Here is a 17,449-nt window from a genome sequence, read left to right as displayed (position 1 = left end):
TTATACTGTCTTAAGGGACTGAAAACTTAAATGATGTTGGTAGGTAATGTATAAAAGAATTAAAAAGATCCAGCCACCAGATAATAAAGAGGTGGTTAAAGCTGTTGAACTTAAAATAAGAATAGGATAAAGGTTAATGGCTAATTTTAAAATAAAATGTTTCGAAAACAGTACTTCACAAAAAGCGATAATACTAGAAAGAATAAGGCCAGATAAAATTAACCCTAGTTTTCCAAAATATGCATATTCATACATAAAACTAGCTACATTTACGGTCCCAGTTAATCCTCTTTTATGAAATTTAGCACTGATAATGGGGTATAAGTCTTTTCCATAATCATGGTGCTCTTTTCCTCGGATTTTTGCAATGATTCTATAGCCATCTACCCCAAGAAAAGGGAGCGTGTTGGGGACGTGGTCAAACCAATTCGAAACCATTCTTCCCGGGACAACAAGTACCCTGTTTTTTAACCCCAATAGAATAGGGCTAAGTGTACTTTTAGGGGGAGGAGTTTTCTTTTTAATTGTTGTCGTTGGTTTAGGAGGCTGTTTGGTTGGGTTTAACTTGGGGTTACTGATATAGCCAATGCTTAATATTATCCCTACAATTAAAAATAAGTTGAAAACAGATTGAATAATTTTTTTATTGTAGATCGCGTAAATTAAAGTTGGTAAAATAAGCGTAACGATATAACTTTTTTGCATTAAAGAAAAAGCATAAAAACTAAATAGTAAACTTAGGGCGATTAATAAAGCTGTTTGTTTTCGTGTTGCAAGATAAAGCAATGTAAAAGGAAGAACGGCTCTAATTAAAATGCTGCTAGCGTAATTGAAGAAAGTATTGTTGTTGATTGTAATATTAGTCCGTACCCAGGCTATCTCGTCAATAGTGTTTAGCCCCATAGCTCGAATGACAGGGATATAACCCAAATAGAGGTAATGGGCAATAATTAGCATAACGGATAATGCAATGATATATTCAAACTTAAACAGTTTGATGTTGAACTTAAATTGCAATAAATGCGCTCGTCTCTTTATTAAGTTCAAGACTAAAAAGTAAGATGCAGAAAAGGAGAAAAAATAAATACCTAGGTTAGCCAAGTATTTACTGCCCGATGTTTCCCACATACCATAGCCCAGAATTAAAAGTATAAAGGTATATACGCTAAATAAGGTATGTCTTTTAAGAAATAGAATCATTCAAAAATTTTGGCAAAGGTAAAATTTTATTTTAAAATGCTTTGGTGGTATTTTTTTATGATATAATACGTAAGAGAGATATAGATGCTATAAGAGATAATGTTGATGATTGTGAATGTTTGAATAAACTCTAAAATGGGGAGGTGTTGGAAGAAATAGAGTGAAGCAATAGCTAAAAAATGCATGGTTTGCCAAATACTATTAATTTTAACTTCTTCAAAAGCAATGAAAATAACAGAAATAGGAGTGGCAATAAATGAAATGCTAAAATAAAAAATTAGTGTTTGAGATAACGTTGCTGCTAATTCCCATTTACCTCCGAATGCCATGTTAAATAAAGGAGAACTAAAAAAATAAATAATGATGGTACCAATAATTGATATACCTCCTAAAAAAAACAATACATTTCTCATCAACAACTTGACGTTCTCATTGTTTTGGCGCTTTTCAGCAACTTTTTGCAGTAATACTTGCGATATGGAAACAGAAATTAACGCTAATGGAATTGCTAAAACCATTCGACTTAAACCAAACTGACCTGCTATTTTATCAGAGAAAAATGAGGTAATCATAATCACAGGGAGATTGGAGCTTAATGTGTTCAAAACTGTTGGTAATAAACTATAGATAGGAAAGTCTTTATAGTTTTTAAATTCAGACTTAATTTTTTGAAATGAGAGGTTGTTGAAACTGAAAGAGGTGTTTTTTAGTTGAATTAAATTACTAAAAAGGTTAATGATGTCCCCGACGATTACTCCAATAATAAGCCCGTTTGAGCTAATGTTTTTAGCCAGTATTTGCGTCCCTGCTTCTCCTGTTCTTCTTGAAAATTTATTTAGGGCAATAGCTTTGAACTTTTTCTGTCTGGTTAACCAAAATGTAATAGAATTGTAGGAACCAATTAAAAAGATACTAAAAGGAATAAATTTCATCCAAGGTAAAAACGCAATAGGAAGATTGAAAAAAATTAAAATCGATTCACCAAATAATAAAAAAATAATCAAAATGAAGAACGACACAACAAAGCTACTGACTACCGATCCAGCTAATAAATTTGAGGCTGATTGTTCGCTTTTGGGAATCACAATCGTTTTGGCATAATTGAGGTGAACAAATGAAGCCAATATTGCTACAAAACTCATGTATAAATCTAAACGGCCAGTTTCAGCATCTGTATAAACCCTCCTGATAAATGGCTGAGCTAAAATAGGGATAAGCTGAGCCAAAACTGTTCCCATTATTAGAATGGAAGAGTTTTTAATAAAATCAGATTTAAATAGCTGCTTAAATAGTGACATGCGCCCGCAAAAATACGAATTTAAGTTTTAGAAAGTTGATAATACCAGATTAATAAATAAAGGTATAGTATAGTTTGTGGGATGGAAAAAGCCAATAAAGCAATAGTTATGGAAGAAAAAGAAGCGGCTGCAATATAAAAAGTTAAGGCGCTTAATGTCATTCCTATTAAGTTTATGACAAAGGATTTTTTTTGTTGGTTATAAATTAAGGGAATAGAAGATATTGGTGATGAAATTAATCCAAGTGCAATGGGAAGAATCAAATATTTAGCATATACCCCAACCTTACTCCAAGCTTCTCCAAGATACCACTCAAACAATTGTGGCCCTAGTAATAAAATGAATAAAACAAGAGGGAGTGCAACAATTAGAGCAATTAAGATAGATTTGCTTAAATAGGGAGTGGTGTTTTTTTGCTGTTGAAACGCAATGTTCGCTTCAGCATAAAATACTTGCCCTATAGCACTGCCTATAAATCGGGTAGGTGCTTTTAGGTATTTTACCATGATGACATAAATTCCTGTAGTAGCAATTCCAAAGTGATGAGTAATGATGATTAAGATGATAAATTCTGAAAATAGAATATCTGAAAAGGCATGTAAGCTGTTGATTAACGGAAAATCTTTATACTTTTTTATTAATGTTAAAGTACTCATTGAAGTGGTTGCCTTCCAATTAATTCCTCTTTGAATAATAAAAAATAAAACAATTGTAGAAAAAATAAAACCTAACAGATACCCGTAGATTAACCCTTCAGCTTTATAGTTGAGCCATCCATATAGAATAAACAAAACATTGGTGGATAATGAGAGCAGCACTTTTATCGTAGAAATCGTACGAAAGCGTTGAGATCTAACCAACCATTGAATAAGAAGATTGTGGGAAGAAATGGTTAAAACAGTAATGCTGATTAAAGGGAGAAATCGCTGTAAATAGTTGGTTTTATAAAAGTCTTCAACGATGCTCCCTAATAATGGCAAAGCCAACATTAAAAGGGAAACGATAATGCTAATTTTTAAGCCAACCTTTAACAGTTGAATCGCTTCCTGTGTTTTTTTGGGGAGCACTATAGCCAATTCCAACCTGCCATTGGCAACAATACTGATTAACGTTGCCAGTGCAATAAAGTTACCTTGTATTCCTAGTTCTTCGGGACTAAATAATCGAGTGATTATAGGAGCTAAGGCAAGAGGGATAAGTTGAGCAAAAACATTCCCAGAAAATAGAATACCTACATTTTTAATATAAGAATCATTGATAAATTTCATCTATGTGCAGTAAATATTCTTAATAAACGTCAAGAACTATTTTAAATTATTCCAATACCATTCTATTGCTTCTTTTAGTCCTTCACTAAATGTGTGACTAGGCTTATAACCTAGATACCTTTTGGCTTTTTCGATAGAGGCTAGAGAATACCTAACATCTCCTGTTCGTTCTGCAATGTGAGCAGGAGAAATGGTTTCAATCTCAGCATCGAAAGTTGTTAAATGGGCTTTTATCTGACTGATTAAATCGTTTAAAACTGTTTCTTCTCCACAAGCCACGTTATAGACTTGGTTTAAGGCATCAACATTAGTCGTAGTAGCTGCAAGTTCATTGGCTTGTATTACATTGTCAATGTATGTAAAGTCTCTTGTTTGCGTTCCATCTCCATGAATGGTTGGAGCAGTGTGCTTCATAAAAGCTGTTACAAATTTAGGAATGGCAGCTGCATAGGCTCCCTCTGGATTTTGTCTTCTCCCGAATACATTAAAATAACGTAAACCGATTAACTCTAGACCGTATAGCGAAGAAAATACACCAGCATATAGTTCATTTACATATTTAGTAACAGCATAAGGAGAGAGCGGTTTACCAATATTCTCCTCTATTTTGGGTAATTGCATAGAATCTCCATATGTAGAAGAACTTGCAGCATAGACAAAACGTTTGATGTTGTTTTCTTTAGCAGCAACAAGCATGTTTAGAAAACCTGTAATGTTTACATTGTTGGTCGTAACGGGATCATTAATAGACCTTGGAACTGAACCCAATGCTGCTTGATGCAATATGATGTCAACTTGCTCGCAAGCTTTTTTACACGTCTCAAAATTCTGGATATCCCCCTCTATTAGAGTAAAGTCATCGTTGTGGATAAATTGTTCGATGTTTTCTATTTTTCCAGTAGAGAAGTTGTCTAAACAAACAATCTTATTGTTTTGCTTTAATAATTTTTCAATAATATTAGAACCAATGAATCCAGCTCCTCCAGTAACAAGTACTCTTTTGTTTGTAATCATGTTTGTTAAACTAAGTTTTTCCAAAAATACATTAATCATTTGAATCAAACTAAGTTTATTGTAAATTTGGCTCGATTTAGGTGTTTTTATGTATAGGTGTAATGTGGTGATTGTTGGGACAAGTCCGATCTCATTGATTGAGGCTTGCTTTTTAAAAAAAATAGAAAACAAAACTGTTCTTAATATTGATGAAAGATCAGTCGCAGGTGGAGCATGGACTACTGTAAAGCATAAAGGTTTTCCTGAAGTAGAAGCTGGTTGTCATATTTGGAGTTACGAAAAATCAACCTATCAACTTATAAGAAAGTTGCTAAATATTAAATTAACCTCATTAGCACCACAACCAACAATAGCTTATAAAAGGTGGTTAATCCCATACGATTACAAAGCAAATGTGCTTTCAGCCCAAAAAATAATAAAAGGAGTAAAGAATATAAAAACAACAATCCAAGCTCCAGATGTACGTTTTTCCCTTGTTCCTTCAAATTATTTATATCCAATTAGAGGAGCTGCTGATTTAAAAAAGAGTGTGTATCAACTGATTGACCAAAATAAATTGGAGCTAAAATTAGATACAGTAATTAAAACGGTTAAAATAACTAAAGATGCTGTTTGTTTATTTGATCAACAGGGTAAGGCTTTATGTGAAAGTGATGAGTTGGTGTTGACTTCATTATCTAATATTGCTAGTTTTCAGTTTGAAGACGGAAAAGAAGTGTTGCCAATGACTCGAAAGGTGGCGTATATTCATGTTCATTTTATTCTTAAAGGTGTTCAAGGAAAGGCGTTTTCTTATATCAGAACAAATGGAGACCAAGTTATTCATCGTTTAAGTGATATGACTAGTCAAGTTCATGAAGAGTTGAATGAGCATGAAAAATTATTTTGTGCAGGGATATTTGCTGAAGCTTATAATAAGATGAGTTTGGAAGCTATAGAAACTTATTTGTTAGCTTATTTAAAAAAGTACAAGTTAATAGCTGATACCACAAAAATAATCAAGATCGCTTCAAGTGTTTATCCTTCCTATTATAATAATGTGGAGACCATGAAAGAAATAGAACGTTTAGCAGAAGGGAAAATAAGATTTTTACGTTCTACGGATTTTGTTTACAGTTTTTACAATCAAAGAGACCGCTATAAACAGTTACTTTCTGGCAACTCCAAATAAAATATATTTCCATTCATTAGGGGTAACAGTACAAAAAAAATGGTCTAATTTACTCAAAACTTTACGTTGTTTTTCAGACCTACCAAAAGGAGATAAAAGGCCTGTTGTTTGGTATTGAAAAGATTCAAAGTTAAATGAATACTTTTGGAGGTCTTTTATCGTTGGGTAATACCATCTATTGCCCCATGATGTAAATTTTTTTCTAGCATATTGATGGGCTTGTGTGGCTTTGATATTCTCTGCAAAAATAAGGATTCCTCCTGGTTTTAAAACTCTATAAGCTTCATCAAAAGCCTTTTTTTGATTGCTAGGGTTTTCTAAAGCCCCTATCATAGATTTAAAAACAATAATATCAAAGCTGTTGGCTTTAAAAGAAAGGTTTAGCGCATTTTCTTGCCCATATTTTATTTGATCTGTAATCGCATGTTTTTTGTGAAGGGGCAAAGGTGTTTCAGGAAATTTATGATAATCAGTACACATAACATCAATCCCTAGCAACGCTAACCATAAAGAAAGCCCTCCTTCCCGTTCTCCTAAAGCAAGGGCTTTCTTATGTTTGTTAAAATCAATTTTCTCTTCCCAAAAAGGTAGAGCTTTTGACCAATTGTCTATATCCCATTGGATAATGTCATTTACTAACGCTTGGTCCATTTAAAATCGCTTATTTCGCGTATGCTACCGCTCTTTTCTCTCTAATGACAGTTACTTTAACTTGCCCCGGATATGTCATTTCAGTTTGTATCTGATGAGATATTTCAAAAGAAAGTTCATCAGCCCTTTTATCAGATACTTTTTCACTTTCAACTAAAACTCTTAACTCTCTTCCAGCTTGAATAGCATAAGCTTTTGTAACCCCCTCTTTAGCTAAGGCTACGTTTTCTAAATCTTTAATTCGCTGAATGTAAGATTCTACAACTTCTCGTCTCGCACCTGGTCTCGCACCGGAGATAGCATCACATACTTGAACAATTGGAGAGATTAAGGTGGTCATTTCAATTTCATCATGGTGAGCACCTATAGCATTGCAAACATCTGCTTTTTCACCATATTTTTCAGCCATTTTCATACCTAAGATAGCGTGTGGCAATTCTGGTTCGTTCTCAGGAACCTTACCGATATCGTGTAATAATCCTGCACGTTTAGCAACTTTTGGATTTAGCCCCAGTTCAGAAGCCATTGTAGCACACAAATTAGCGACTTCTCTTGAGTGTTGTAATAAGTTTTGTCCGTATGAAGAACGGTATTTCATTCTTCCTACCATTTTAATTAACTCAGGATGTAAACCATGAATACCTAAATCAATACATGTCCTTTTTCCTGTTTCTATAATCTCTTCATTTAAAGATTTTCGTGTTTTAGCAACGACTTCTTCAATTCTAGCAGGGTGAATTCTTCCATCAGCAACCAATTGGTGTAGAGATAATCTTGCTATTTCTCTTCTTACTGGGTCAAAGCAAGAAAGCATAATTGCCCCTGGTGTGTCATCTACAACTACTTCAACTCCCGTAGCAGATTCAATAGCTCTAATGTTTCTTCCTTCACGTCCAATAATTCTACCTTTCATTTCATCACTGTCAATGTTGAAGACAGATACTGAGTTCTCAACAGCTTTCTCTGTTGCAACGCGTTGAATAGATTGGATAACAATTTTCTTGGCTTCTTTATTGGCGTTCAACTTTGCTTCCTCTTGGATTTCTTGAATGTAAGCCATAGCATCTGTTCTGGCTTCGTCTTTAAGTGCTTCAACTAAATGATCTTTTGCTTCATCTTTAGTATAACCACTTAGTTTTTCTAGCTCTTGAACTTGTTTGGTATGTACTTTGTCAACCTCTTCTTTTCTTTTTTCAAAAGCTTCAATTTGTCTTGTTAATTGGTCTTTTAAACGCGTCGCTTCTTTATCCTTTCGGGTATACTCATCAAGTTTTTTATTCAGGTTCTTGTCCTTTTGGTTGAATTTATTTTCTCGCTCTTGAAGTTTTCTGTTTCTATTGTTGATCGTCTTTTCATGCTCTTCTTTAAGCGATAAAAACTTTTCTTTGGCTTGCAATATTTTGTCCTTTTTTATTGACTCAGCTTCAAGTTTTGCTTCTTTTATTATAACCTCTTTTTTGGAGTTAATACCCTTACTTAAGAAAAAATAAGCAAAAGCAATTCCCGCAATAATCCCAATCACCACTCCTATAATAATACTCACTGGTTCCATATTTACTTTTTTCTATTTGTTTTTGTGTATAGCAATTGCTACACCGATTGAACATTTAAATTAATCTTGTTTACACACTAACTAAATAGCAAAACATAAAAAGGAAAGAAAATTATTGATTTAAAAACTGATCAATTTTTTGGACTAATGCTTCCACTTTTTGATCGTTTTTCTCTTGCTCAACAGTTTTATTCTGTTTCAACAAATCAGTGGAAAATTGTAAGGACGTCATTGCAATTAAATCTTGCATATCCCTTACAGCATAATTAGACTGTAAATCTTTGATGTTTTTATTAATAGCATCAGCAGCTTTTCTAATGACCTCCTCCTCACTACGATCTATCGTAAGTGGATAAGTCCTTCCGGCAATATTAACCTTTATAGAAAGCGTCGAACTCATGTTGTTAATTTCAATTATTTATTAAGTAGTGCAATGCACTTATCTATTTCTCTTACCATTTCATTAATCTTCAGTTTTACTTCCTTGTTTTCACTTGAAGCCCCCTCTAAAGATTTTGCCATTTTTAAAACCTTATACTGTTCATTAATCGTATCAATCTCATTCTGCTTTTTACTCAACTGCTCATTTAATTCAGTAACATTTTGACTCAACGTTGTGTTGATAGTCTCTAGCTGCTGATACCTGTCCATCAATTCCTGAACAGCATTTCCTAAACGATCCAAAGCATTCGCATTTTGCTCCATTGAATTAATTAAATTGTATTTGGTTCACAAACAAAGTTACAAATTGTTTTTGTATTTCGGATAAAAAATGGAGGAGTTCTTAAAAAGGGGATGTTTACAAACTTATTTTTGCTCAAAATTTGGAATAGGAGCTGTTGATTGTTTGTGGATTTAAAAGAGAAAAGAGGCTTGTTAAATAGTTTGAAAAAAGCGACTGCGTTTTATTCCTATCTTGAGAAAAAAGTATAATTTCGCTTTTAGATATATTTAAAATAATTATAGAACTGGGTATGGTTGAGATTGATGATAAATTAATTTCATTAGATGTTTTTGAAAAACGTTTTGTGTGTGATTTAAATGCTTGCAAAGGGGCTTGTTGTGTAGAGGGAGATAATGGAGCTCCATTGGAAGAGGAGGAAGTCGGAATTATAGAAGAGCATTTAGAAGCCATTCTTCCTTATATGAGAAAAGAAGGAATTGAAGCTGTCAAAAAAACAGGAGTTTTTTATATGGATCAAGATAATGAACCTGTTACAACTTTGGTCAATGGAGCTGAATGTGCTTTTGTCTTTTTTGATGAGAATAACATCACAAAGTGTGCGATTGAAGAGGCTTATAACCAAGGTGATATCACCTATAAAAAACCAATATCATGTCATCTTTATCCAATTAGGGTTGCTAAATTACGTAATTACCTAGCTGTTAATTATAACCGTTGGAATATTTGTAATGATGCTTGTAAACTTGGTGAAAAATTGAATGTTAAAACTTATCAATTCTTGAAAGAACCTATTGTCAGAAAGTTTGGAGAGTCATTTTACCAAGATTTAGAAAGAGTTGATTTAGAGTTGGAAAAGAAAAATTGATAGAATATTTAGAAAATATTGATCAAAAGTTACTATTGTTTATCAATGGTTGGCACAGTCCCTTTTGGGATCAGATTATGTGGTGGGTAAGTGACGCTAAATTTGGGATACCTTTTTACCTCTTTTTTCTTGTAATAGCAGTTCGTTTTTACGGGTGGAAAACAGGAGTGTTAATGATTGTAATGGGAGGAGTTGCTGTAGGTTTAGCAGATTTAAGTGCAAAATATTTATTTAAAGAAGTTTTTCAACGATATCGTCCTTCTCATCATTTAGAGTTGTCTAAGTCTTTGCATTTTGTCAACAATTATAAAGGGGGGCTGTATGGCTTCGTTTCTTCTCACTCGGCCAATATGTTTGCAATAGCAACAACTTTAGGGTTGTTTTATAAAGCAAAAAATAAAGTGATTATTTATTGGTTGTTGGCATGGGCCGGTTTAATAGCTTATAGTAGAATGTATTTAGGAGTGCATTACCCATCAGATGTTTTTGTTGGAGGAATATTGGGAGGCTTAATTGGATGGGGAGTTTATTTCGTGTCAAATAAAAGTTTACTAAAATGGGAATGATGTTAGCCATTTTTATTGGAGGTGGGTTAGGTAGCGTTTCTCGTTATGGGGTATCAAAATTAGTCACATTGTTTTGGAATGGTGATTTTCCTATGGGAACCTTTATCGCGAATTTATTGAGCTGTGTAGTGATGGGCTTGATCGTTGGAGTTTTTCATCATAAAATAACTTCTCCAGAATTGAGAGGGTTGATTTTAATTGGTTTTTGTGGTGGTTTTAGTACTTTTTCTACGTTCAGTAAGGAAACATTAGATTTAATGCAAAATGGGGATTATGTTTTTGCATTGCTAAATGTGATAATAAGTCTAGTGTCTTGTCTATTTGTGCTATGGCTTTTTACCCATCGTTCGATTTGAGTTGGTAGTTATAAAAGGAGATGGAAACATCCTTAAACCAAAAGTGATTTCTTTGATTGTTATAAAAGAAGATGCTAAAGTCTTTTTCATCCGCTTTTCGAGGGCCTAAGTCAAATACAACCTCTGAATTTATCCATTCTTGGGTTCTTCTAATGTAGCCGATAATACGTTGAGATTGTTGAGAAACTTGATCGGGAGTATTTAGGTTTTTATTACAGGTAAGTACAGCACATTCTCTCATGAATTCAACTTTTCCTTTAAAATTAATTTTGACATAAGTTCCTAATGTGTCAGAGAAAAGGGAGTCAGATGGAGCTTCCAATAAAGTATGGAACATTTGATGTTTTTCAACAAAGTGGATGGAATCACGTGTTGGTAGAATAGGAACCGTAATGGAGTCTATAACTTGATAGTTTTTATAATGATCTGATGGGTCATAGGTTATAAAATCAAATGCTCGGTCAGTTTTTAAAAAGATTTGCCAAAATTTATCCTTAGTCATTTGGTCCCAATGCATAATACCCCAACTGTATTGATAGGTCTGGATAATGTTGATTGGGATTGAAAGTGGAGCGAGAAGATAAAAAATGTATAGATAGATTTTCTTTAGTTGATTGAGGTAGAAAGCTAATGTAATGATGATAATTGGTAAAAAATCCATCCATGGGCGCATACCGTAACTCCCTCCGTACCACCAACACCACCAAGAGGAAATAACATAAGTGTTGATTATAAAAAAGATGATGAGCCAGCTTTTTATTTTGAATGTCAAATTTCCTAAAAAAAGGTAAATACAGGATAATGCAACCAAAGGAGTGTATATAAATAATCCCTTTTTGTAGGAAAATAATACATTCATAAATTCAGGTTGGCTAAAGTCAAACCCCTCTCCAGAATATGACCAAATAAAAAATGCCCCAGATTGTAATTTCCAATAGGTTAATTGAATGAGTAAGAGTGCTCCGCCAATTAAAAGCATATAAACATAGGCAATACGTTGTTGTTGTAGCCAGTTTAATGTTTGAGTCCAGCCATTTAATGTTAAAAAGATTGGGAGTACTAGTACAATTAGAATGTCAGTAGGTCGAATTAGAAGAAGTAACCCTAATAAGAAAACAATAATAAGAAAGTGTCGTAAGTTGGGAGCGATTGTAAATTTATTCCAAAAATAAAGGGTAAGAGCTATTGTGAAAAAAGCATAGGTATGAGAAAAAGAAGCTTCATAAGAAGAGAGTTCTAAGAGTTGAGTCCCCAAAGCAAATACGATGATGAGAAAAAACAATATGCTTTTCTTGATCCCCATAGCTATCCCAAGCTTTTTAATTAAAAATAACCCAAGAATTAAATAGAAGACTCCTGCAAAACAAATGGCAAGATGGTAAGGAAATGAGTAGCCATTAGGAGGGTAGCTTGTCTCAGGAGAAATTGAGTAACTGACCGAAGTGTACAAGTGTGCAGCTCCGAAAAATGGAAGCATCAGTATCGAAGAACCAACAAAATACTTGTTTTGATGTGTTTCTGGAGTTCCGTCAAAGATAAGGTAATGATTAGGGTCGTTGCTGGTTTGAAATTCTTTTCCAATAAATGTTGAGGGAAGGTAGGAGTAATAGCCCGTTCCATCAGATGTTATGACATTGTATTTGTCTTTGTTGTATTGAATGTCAAAAGTTTGCATTCTAAAATTGAAACCTAGACCAAAAACAATGATAAACAAGAAAAACCAGAAAATGAATTCTGGTTTTATTCTGAAATTTTTGGGTGTTGATAGCTTCATTAAAATATTTAATTTTCAACTCCAAAGCTATCATTTAATAATCAAATAGTCTAGTTGTTTTCGGAAATTAAATGGTCTATTGTTTGATTTTCTATTTCAATAGCTCGATTGATAGGAATTCTTTCGAGGTGATCAAAGGCAATAATAAAAGCATCGTCTAAACCATAGTTTTTGACAATTTTAAGAGCAGCTCTAGCATCGTTAATAGTGCTGTAAGTTCCATAAGTGTATCTTAAATTTCCTTTAGTGGTAATGCGTTCTTCATATTGTTTAGGGAAGTCAAAGAAGTTGTTGACATTTTGCTCAGTAAATAGCCCAATTTGAACAGTGTAAAAGAACTCCTCGTTTTGAACGTTTAATAGTAATTCAGATAATTCATTTTCGGTAAGCATAAAACCATTATTTTTTTTGTCTTGATGATTTCGATTGTCCATTAAAGCAAAAGCTTCATCAATTGTGATCATGGCATGGTTGAAAAAAGCTACAATTTCTAGCATGGAATAACCAAGTTTTCCCAAGTCTTGCTTAGCTTTCATTGCCTCAATATATTGGTGGTAAGGTCCGGCAATGATAAAATTTGGTGTCTGCTTTTGTATGTTAAAGGTAGATAAACTAGAAGTTGAAGTCTTTTCCTTGAGTTGTATTTTTATCGAAAAATGAAGCCCTGAAGCAAAAGAAGTAAAAGAAAAGAATATCGAAATTAAAAGAGAAATAGTTGGGGTGTAAAGTGGTTTCATGACGCTTGGTTTTTAAATAGTTAATAATATTTCTTGTTATTCTGTAGGCAGAATGCTGACAACAACCAAAGAGGTGAGCAATGGGTTGTACTGTTATGAAATTTCATTTTAGTTTTCGAAAACCAAGATAAGTCTAAGGACTTGTCTAATAAAGGTTACCGCGTAAGCCATTAAAAGGTTACAAAAAAAAAAGACAATTGGGGAAGTGCGTGTGTTCATAAAAAAAGGAGTTTTTATTTAAAACCTTGTAACTTACTGATTAGTGTTGAAAAGAATAGCTATAAGCGCTTTTAAATCAGTTGAAATCATGTTTTTTATTGTTAATAAATGCAATGAGAAAATCATGTTTTTTAACACAAAAAAGTATATTTGTCGTTATGAATGATGTTGTACCAGTTTTTGAAGCTAGGAATATTGTAAAACGATATGCCAATCATACCGCTTTAAATGATGTTAGTATTAGTGTTCCACCACAGAGTATATTTGGTTTATTAGGTCCAAATGGAGCAGGAAAGACTTCTTTAATTAGAATCATTAATCAAATTACAGCTCCAGATAGTGGAGAAGTTTTAATTAATGGAGAACCATTAAGAAGAGAACATATAGAAGTAATAGGTTATTTACCAGAAGAACGAGGCTTGTATAAGAAGATGAAAATCGGAGAGCAAGCAATGTATCTTGCTCAGTTGAAAGGAATGCCTAAAGCTGAGGCCAAAAAAGCTTTGAAAGCTTGGTTTAAAAAATTTGAGATAGAAGGCTGGTGGAATAAAAAGATCGAGGACCTATCAAAAGGTATGGCTCAAAAAATCCAGTTTATCACAACAGTTATTCATAACCCAAAGTTATTGATTTTAGATGAGCCATTTAGTGGGTTTGATCCTATAAACGCCAATTTAATTAAGAATGAGATTATGGAATTGAGAGAAAATGGAGCGACCATTATTCTATCAACACATAATATGGAGTCTGTAGAGGAAATCTGCAGCCATATGGCATTAATCAATAAGTCTCAAAAGATTTTAGGAGGAGAAGTAAAAGAAGTAAAAGAGCGTTTTTCAAAAAACCAGTATAAAATAGAATTCAAAGGTAATATGGTTGCCTTTGCAAATGCTGTTTGGGGTGGTTGGGAAATGTTAGAGAAAGAAGAGCTCAACAAAGATCACTATTTAGTACATGTGAAATTAGGAGAAAGTGTAAATGTAAATGACTTTCTAAAAGGGGTGCTGGAAGCAGTTGATGTACTCAGTTTTAATAAAGTGACTTTGAGTATGAATGAGATTTTTATAAAAACAGTAAACGAAAGTTCTACGCCACAAAAAGCTGAGGAAAATGAGTAAAATAGGATTGATTATAAAAAGAGAATACGTCAGTAGAGTTTCAAAAAGAACCTTTTTATTGATGACCATTTTAGGTCCTATTTTATTAGTAGGGTTTATGGTTGGAGCTGTAATGCTTGGAAAACAAGAAGATGGAAAACAAAAGGTTTTAATTCATGATGATACTTATGTGGTTTCTGAAGAGTTTGAACCATGGGATTCATCTAAGTATGAACTCACAACATTTGATGCTACAGGAGACAAAAGTTACGATGATGCTATAGCATATTTTAAGAGTTCCGAGGATTTTGACTTGTTGTTATACCTCCCAGAAACTGTAATAGAGATGAATTCAGGAGCAGGTAAGATCTTATATAAAGAGGCTCCAAGTTCAAAGACAAGGATGTTTTTAGAACGTTTAGTGAATGAAAGAATAGAGCAGCTAAAATTGAAAGACTTAGAAATCTCAATGACGACTTATAAGCGACTAAAGAATAAGGTGAATTTACAAACTGTTGATGTCAATACGATGGAAGAATCTAACGTCAAAATTAAAGCATTTATAGGGATGGCATTTGGCGTGTCTATTTTTATGTTCATCTTTATGTATGGTACGCAAGTGATGAAAGGGGTAATTGAAGAAAAATCCAATCGTATTGTTGAAGTGATTGTTTCTTCAGTAAAACCTTTTGAACTAATGATGGGGAAAATCATAGGAATAATGCTTGTTGGTTTAACTCAATTTGCAGTATGGATTTTGTTGTCTTCAGTACTAGGCTCTGTAGCTATGGGCGTCTTAGGAGCAGAATTTTATTCGCCAGATAGTGTCGCAGATATGATGGGTGCAGGATCTTCTGAAGCAATTGCGGGGATGAAAAGTAGTCAAGCGGCAATAATCAATGTGATTTTGACTGTTAATTGGCCGTTAATGATAGGGTTGTTTTTCTTCTACTTTATAGGAGGGTATTTGTTGTATGGATCACTTATGGCTGCGATTGGTGCTGCTGTGGATAACGAAACAGATTCTCAACAATTTATGATGCCTATTACGGCTCCATTAATGTTTGCTTATGTTATTGTATTGTTGTCAATAGATAACCCTAATAGTCCTGCAATCTTATGGTGCAGTCAAATACCATTTACTTCACCTGTTGTAATGCTGGTTAGAGCAGCTATGGATGCTGATGGCTTATGGTGGCAGATCATTATTTCGATGGTTTTATTGGTTATTACATTTATCGGAACAACATGGTTGGCAGGCAAAATATATCGTACAGGTATTTTAATGCATGGGAAGAAAATAACTTGGAAAGAGTTGGCCAAGTGGATAAAATACAAGGGCTAATATGAAAAGTTTCATAAAAGAGAAAGGGCCCTATATTTTGGCCTTTTCTATCTTGCTTGTTTACTTGTCCCCCAATATTTTTTTTTCAGATCAAGCACAATTTCTAATTCATGATAATTTAGATTCCAATGTTGTGTGGTATAAAAACATAGCAGAGAGTCCAGATTTATTTGAAGATAATTCTAAGAAACTAGATTTTACCATGAATGGCCTTGAAAGAGGTGTTTTTGTTTCGGAATATAGTTTTCTTGTGTGGCTTTATTATTTTTTTTCACCACTTATGGCCTACCAATTGAATATTATTCTTCAATGTTTAGTGGCGTTTTTTGGAATGTATTTGTTTTCTAAAAACTATATTCTTACAAAAGATAGAGGGGAATTTTCTTATGGTCAGGTTTTAATTGCATTAAGCTTTGCTTTGTTGCCATTTTGGCCTTCGGGCGGGATTGGTGTAGCAGGGATCCCATTGTTAATGTATGTTTTGTTAAATGTTTATCATTCAAAATCGAATGCATATCATTGGCTTTGGATTGTATTTTATCCTTTTTATTCAAGTTTGTTTTTTTCAGGTTTGTTTGTCGTAACGCTTCTATTTCTGTTTTTTGTTGTTAAAATGATAAGAGACAGAAAAATTAATTTTAAAATTATCTTCGCTTTTTTTCTGGTTACTGTATTGTATGTGTTCGTAGAATATAGAATGTTTATGATTATTTTAGGAGAAGGGTACGACACAGCAAAAGTGAGTCCTAAAGTTTATAACTTTAATGGGTTAATAGGCAATGGCCTACGAACCTTAGTTAAGGGGCAGTATCATTTTCATACTGTTGCTTTCCCTTTTGTAATAATGGTTGTGGCTATGGCCGCTTTTGTTGCTAACAAAGCAATGAAGCGAAAAATAATAGTTTTGTTATTGGTCAATTATGGTCTGGCAGTGATGTCGACAATAATGTATTGGGATAAGTTAGCTGTTCCCAATAGTATTAAAAGCTTTCAGTTTAGATGGATTTCTTTTAGTCCTTTTTTATGGTATTGGCTCTACTCATTAGGTATTAGGGAATGGTTGTTAAAAAAGAATGCTTGGGCTAAAGCTGGGTATGCCATGTTGGGCTTAAATGTGCTGCTGATGTTGTTTGTAGTGGGGAACCCTCATTTTTATGGAAGTTTATATGCTGAAAACGCCTTTTACAATACTTATTTTTCTAAGGAAAATAAAGAGACAGCTACATTCAAACAGTATTATAAAATTGATGAGTTTAAAAAAATTAACAAGCTCATTCCAACTAAAACAAAGGTTGTTTGTCTTGGTGTTGCTCCAGAAGTAGCTCAATACAACGGGTATTATACCTTAGGAGGATACTATCCACTGTATCTTAAGGAACATAATAATTTGATGCTTGCTATGTTGGGCGAGGAAAATGATGAGCTAAAAATCAAAAATATGGGAAGTCGTTGCTATATGACTTGTGTGGATTTGAAGAAGAAAAACCAAGAAATTATAGAGCCCAAGTTTGATTTTAAAAAAATAAAAGAAGAAGGGTATGCTTATTTCTTCTCTGACAGAGAAATAGTGTCTAGTAATTTAGAAAAGTTAGAAGAAATAGAAGGGGAAGTACTCGTGTATCGTTTGTTATAAAAATTTTTATTGGCGTAG

17 protein-coding genes are annotated in these 17,449 nt (G+C 33.5%); 7 read left to right on the top strand and 10 right to left on the bottom strand.

The annotated features are described in order from the left end of the window. The 4 genes from N4A35_14500 to N4A35_14485 all read right to left on the bottom strand — a co-directional run bounded on the left by N4A35_14500 (position 1) and on the right by N4A35_14485 (position 4,780). The gene (locus N4A35_14500) at positions 1-1,047 is read right to left on the bottom strand and encodes a hypothetical protein (GenBank protein MCT4582624.1); all 1,047 of its coding nucleotides are present in this window, start codon (positions 1,045-1,047) and stop codon (positions 1-3) included. A 179-nt stretch (positions 1,048-1,226) separates the two neighbouring features. Beyond that, the gene (locus N4A35_14495) at positions 1,227-2,498 is read right to left on the bottom strand and encodes an oligosaccharide flippase family protein (GenBank protein ID MCT4582623.1); all 1,272 of its coding nucleotides are present in this window, start codon (positions 2,496-2,498) and stop codon (positions 1,227-1,229) included. Between the two features lie 20 nt (positions 2,499-2,518). Continuing rightward, positions 2,519-3,766, bottom strand: coding sequence for an oligosaccharide flippase family protein (locus N4A35_14490; GenBank protein MCT4582622.1), 1,248 nt, complete (start codon positions 3,764-3,766; stop codon positions 2,519-2,521). A 36-nt stretch (positions 3,767-3,802) separates the two neighbouring features. Further along, positions 3,803-4,780: an SDR family oxidoreductase gene (locus tag N4A35_14485; protein MCT4582621.1), complete on the bottom strand. Its 978-nt coding sequence runs from the start codon at positions 4,778-4,780 to the stop codon at positions 3,803-3,805. A gap of 88 nt (positions 4,781-4,868) precedes the next feature. On the opposite strand from N4A35_14485, the gene N4A35_14480 reads away from it, so the two are divergent. Further along, complete coding sequence (locus N4A35_14480) at positions 4,869-5,951, top strand: hypothetical protein (protein MCT4582620.1); 1,083 nt, start codon at positions 4,869-4,871, stop codon at positions 5,949-5,951. On the opposite strand, the gene N4A35_14475 is transcribed toward N4A35_14480, so the two are convergent. The 4 genes from N4A35_14475 to N4A35_14460 all read right to left on the bottom strand — a co-directional run bounded on the left by N4A35_14475 (position 5,928) and on the right by N4A35_14460 (position 8,859). Continuing rightward, positions 5,928-6,602 (bottom strand): class I SAM-dependent methyltransferase, encoded by a 675-nt coding sequence (locus tag N4A35_14475; GenBank protein ID MCT4582619.1) that lies wholly within the window; start codon positions 6,600-6,602, stop codon positions 5,928-5,930. The genes N4A35_14480 and N4A35_14475 overlap by 24 nt on opposite strands. Before the next feature lie 10 nt (positions 6,603-6,612). After that, positions 6,613-8,154 (bottom strand): ribonuclease Y, encoded by a 1,542-nt coding sequence (rny, locus tag N4A35_14470; GenBank protein ID MCT4582618.1) that lies wholly within the window; start codon positions 8,152-8,154, stop codon positions 6,613-6,615. 112 nt (positions 8,155-8,266) lie between these two features. Continuing rightward, positions 8,267-8,554 (bottom strand): cell division protein ZapA, encoded by a 288-nt coding sequence (locus N4A35_14465; GenBank protein ID MCT4582617.1) that lies wholly within the window; start codon positions 8,552-8,554, stop codon positions 8,267-8,269. A gap of 14 nt (positions 8,555-8,568) precedes the next feature. Beyond that, positions 8,569-8,859, bottom strand: coding sequence for a hypothetical protein (locus N4A35_14460; GenBank protein MCT4582616.1), 291 nt, complete (start codon positions 8,857-8,859; stop codon positions 8,569-8,571). A 269-nt stretch (positions 8,860-9,128) separates the two neighbouring features. Between N4A35_14460 and N4A35_14455 the strand changes: the two genes are divergently transcribed. Genes N4A35_14455 through crcB form a run of 3 tightly spaced genes read left to right on the top strand, consistent with a single transcriptional unit; the run spans position 9,129 to position 10,626 of the window. Further along, positions 9,129-9,704, top strand: a complete 576-nt coding sequence (locus tag N4A35_14455; protein MCT4582615.1) for a DUF3109 family protein — start codon at positions 9,129-9,131, stop codon at positions 9,702-9,704. After that, positions 9,701-10,270, top strand: a complete 570-nt coding sequence (locus N4A35_14450) for a phosphatase PAP2 family protein (protein MCT4582614.1) — start codon at positions 9,701-9,703, stop codon at positions 10,268-10,270. Before N4A35_14455 ends, N4A35_14450 begins: the two co-directional genes overlap by 4 nt. After that, positions 10,261-10,626, top strand: coding sequence for a fluoride efflux transporter CrcB (crcB, locus tag N4A35_14445; protein MCT4582613.1), 366 nt, complete (start codon positions 10,261-10,263; stop codon positions 10,624-10,626). Before N4A35_14450 ends, crcB begins: the two co-directional genes overlap by 10 nt. On the opposite strand, the gene N4A35_14440 is transcribed toward crcB, so the two are convergent. Together N4A35_14440 and N4A35_14435 are read right to left on the bottom strand one after the other, a co-directional pair. Next, complete coding sequence (locus N4A35_14440; GenBank protein ID MCT4582612.1) at positions 10,607-12,400, bottom strand: hypothetical protein; 1,794 nt, start codon at positions 12,398-12,400, stop codon at positions 10,607-10,609. The genes crcB and N4A35_14440 overlap by 20 nt on opposite strands. A gap of 50 nt (positions 12,401-12,450) precedes the next feature. Then, positions 12,451-13,137: an SPOR domain-containing protein gene (locus tag N4A35_14435; GenBank protein MCT4582611.1), complete on the bottom strand. Its 687-nt coding sequence runs from the start codon at positions 13,135-13,137 to the stop codon at positions 12,451-12,453. 377 nt (positions 13,138-13,514) lie between these two features. Here N4A35_14435 and N4A35_14430 point away from each other — a divergent pair, with 377 nt between their 5' ends. From N4A35_14430 to N4A35_14420, 3 genes are read left to right on the top strand one after another with little or no spacing between them, the layout of a single operon-like run. Further along, positions 13,515-14,474 (top strand): ATP-binding cassette domain-containing protein, encoded by a 960-nt coding sequence (locus N4A35_14430; GenBank protein MCT4582610.1) that lies wholly within the window; start codon positions 13,515-13,517, stop codon positions 14,472-14,474. Beyond that, on the top strand, positions 14,467-15,798 hold the full coding sequence (locus tag N4A35_14425; GenBank protein ID MCT4582609.1) for an ABC transporter permease: 1,332 nt from the start codon (positions 14,467-14,469) through the stop codon (positions 15,796-15,798). The genes N4A35_14430 and N4A35_14425 overlap by 8 nt, the downstream gene beginning before the upstream one ends. Position 15,799: 1 nt before the next feature. Next, positions 15,800-17,431, top strand: a complete 1,632-nt coding sequence (locus N4A35_14420) for a DUF6044 family protein (protein MCT4582608.1) — start codon at positions 15,800-15,802, stop codon at positions 17,429-17,431. Positions 17,432-17,449 lie beyond the last annotated feature (18 nt).

Source organism: Flavobacteriales bacterium, from assembly GCA_025210295.1.
In the GTDB taxonomy this organism is placed as follows: domain Bacteria; phylum Bacteroidota; class Bacteroidia; order Flavobacteriales_D; family Parvicellaceae; genus S010-51.
The sequence above is the reverse complement of the archived record's forward strand: the minus strand, read 5'-3'. Positions and strand labels throughout refer to the sequence as shown.

Excerpts from the sequence above, each read along its gene's own strand:
- N4A35_14435 (MCT4582611.1), bottom strand. The coding sequence starts at position 13,137 with ATGAAACCACTTTACACCCCAACTATTTCTCTTTTAATTTCGATATTC.
- N4A35_14425 (MCT4582609.1), top strand. The coding sequence starts at position 14,467 with ATGAGTAAAATAGGATTGATTATAAAAAGAGAATACGTCAGTAGAGTT.
- N4A35_14440 (MCT4582612.1), bottom strand. The coding sequence starts at position 12,400 with ATGAAGCTATCAACACCCAAAAATTTCAGAATAAAACCAGAATTCATT.
- N4A35_14490 (MCT4582622.1), bottom strand. The coding sequence starts at position 3,766 with ATGAAATTTATCAATGATTCTTATATTAAAAATGTAGGTATTCTATTT.
- N4A35_14495 (MCT4582623.1), bottom strand. The coding sequence starts at position 2,498 with ATGTCACTATTTAAGCAGCTATTTAAATCTGATTTTATTAAAAACTCT.
- N4A35_14465 (MCT4582617.1), bottom strand. The coding sequence starts at position 8,554 with ATGAGTTCGACGCTTTCTATAAAGGTTAATATTGCCGGAAGGACTTAT.
- crcB (MCT4582613.1), top strand. The coding sequence starts at position 10,261 with ATGGGAATGATGTTAGCCATTTTTATTGGAGGTGGGTTAGGTAGCGTT.
- N4A35_14485 (MCT4582621.1), bottom strand. The coding sequence starts at position 4,780 with ATGATTACAAACAAAAGAGTACTTGTTACTGGAGGAGCTGGATTCATT.
- N4A35_14455 (MCT4582615.1), top strand. The coding sequence starts at position 9,129 with ATGGTTGAGATTGATGATAAATTAATTTCATTAGATGTTTTTGAAAAA.
- N4A35_14460 (MCT4582616.1), bottom strand. The coding sequence starts at position 8,859 with ATGGAGCAAAATGCGAATGCTTTGGATCGTTTAGGAAATGCTGTTCAG.
- N4A35_14420 (MCT4582608.1), top strand. The coding sequence starts at position 15,800 with ATGAAAAGTTTCATAAAAGAGAAAGGGCCCTATATTTTGGCCTTTTCT.
- N4A35_14480 (MCT4582620.1), top strand. The coding sequence starts at position 4,869 with ATGTATAGGTGTAATGTGGTGATTGTTGGGACAAGTCCGATCTCATTG.
- rny (MCT4582618.1), bottom strand. The coding sequence starts at position 8,154 with ATGGAACCAGTGAGTATTATTATAGGAGTGGTGATTGGGATTATTGCG.
- N4A35_14430 (MCT4582610.1), top strand. The coding sequence starts at position 13,515 with ATGAATGATGTTGTACCAGTTTTTGAAGCTAGGAATATTGTAAAACGA.
- N4A35_14475 (MCT4582619.1), bottom strand. The coding sequence starts at position 6,602 with ATGGACCAAGCGTTAGTAAATGACATTATCCAATGGGATATAGACAAT.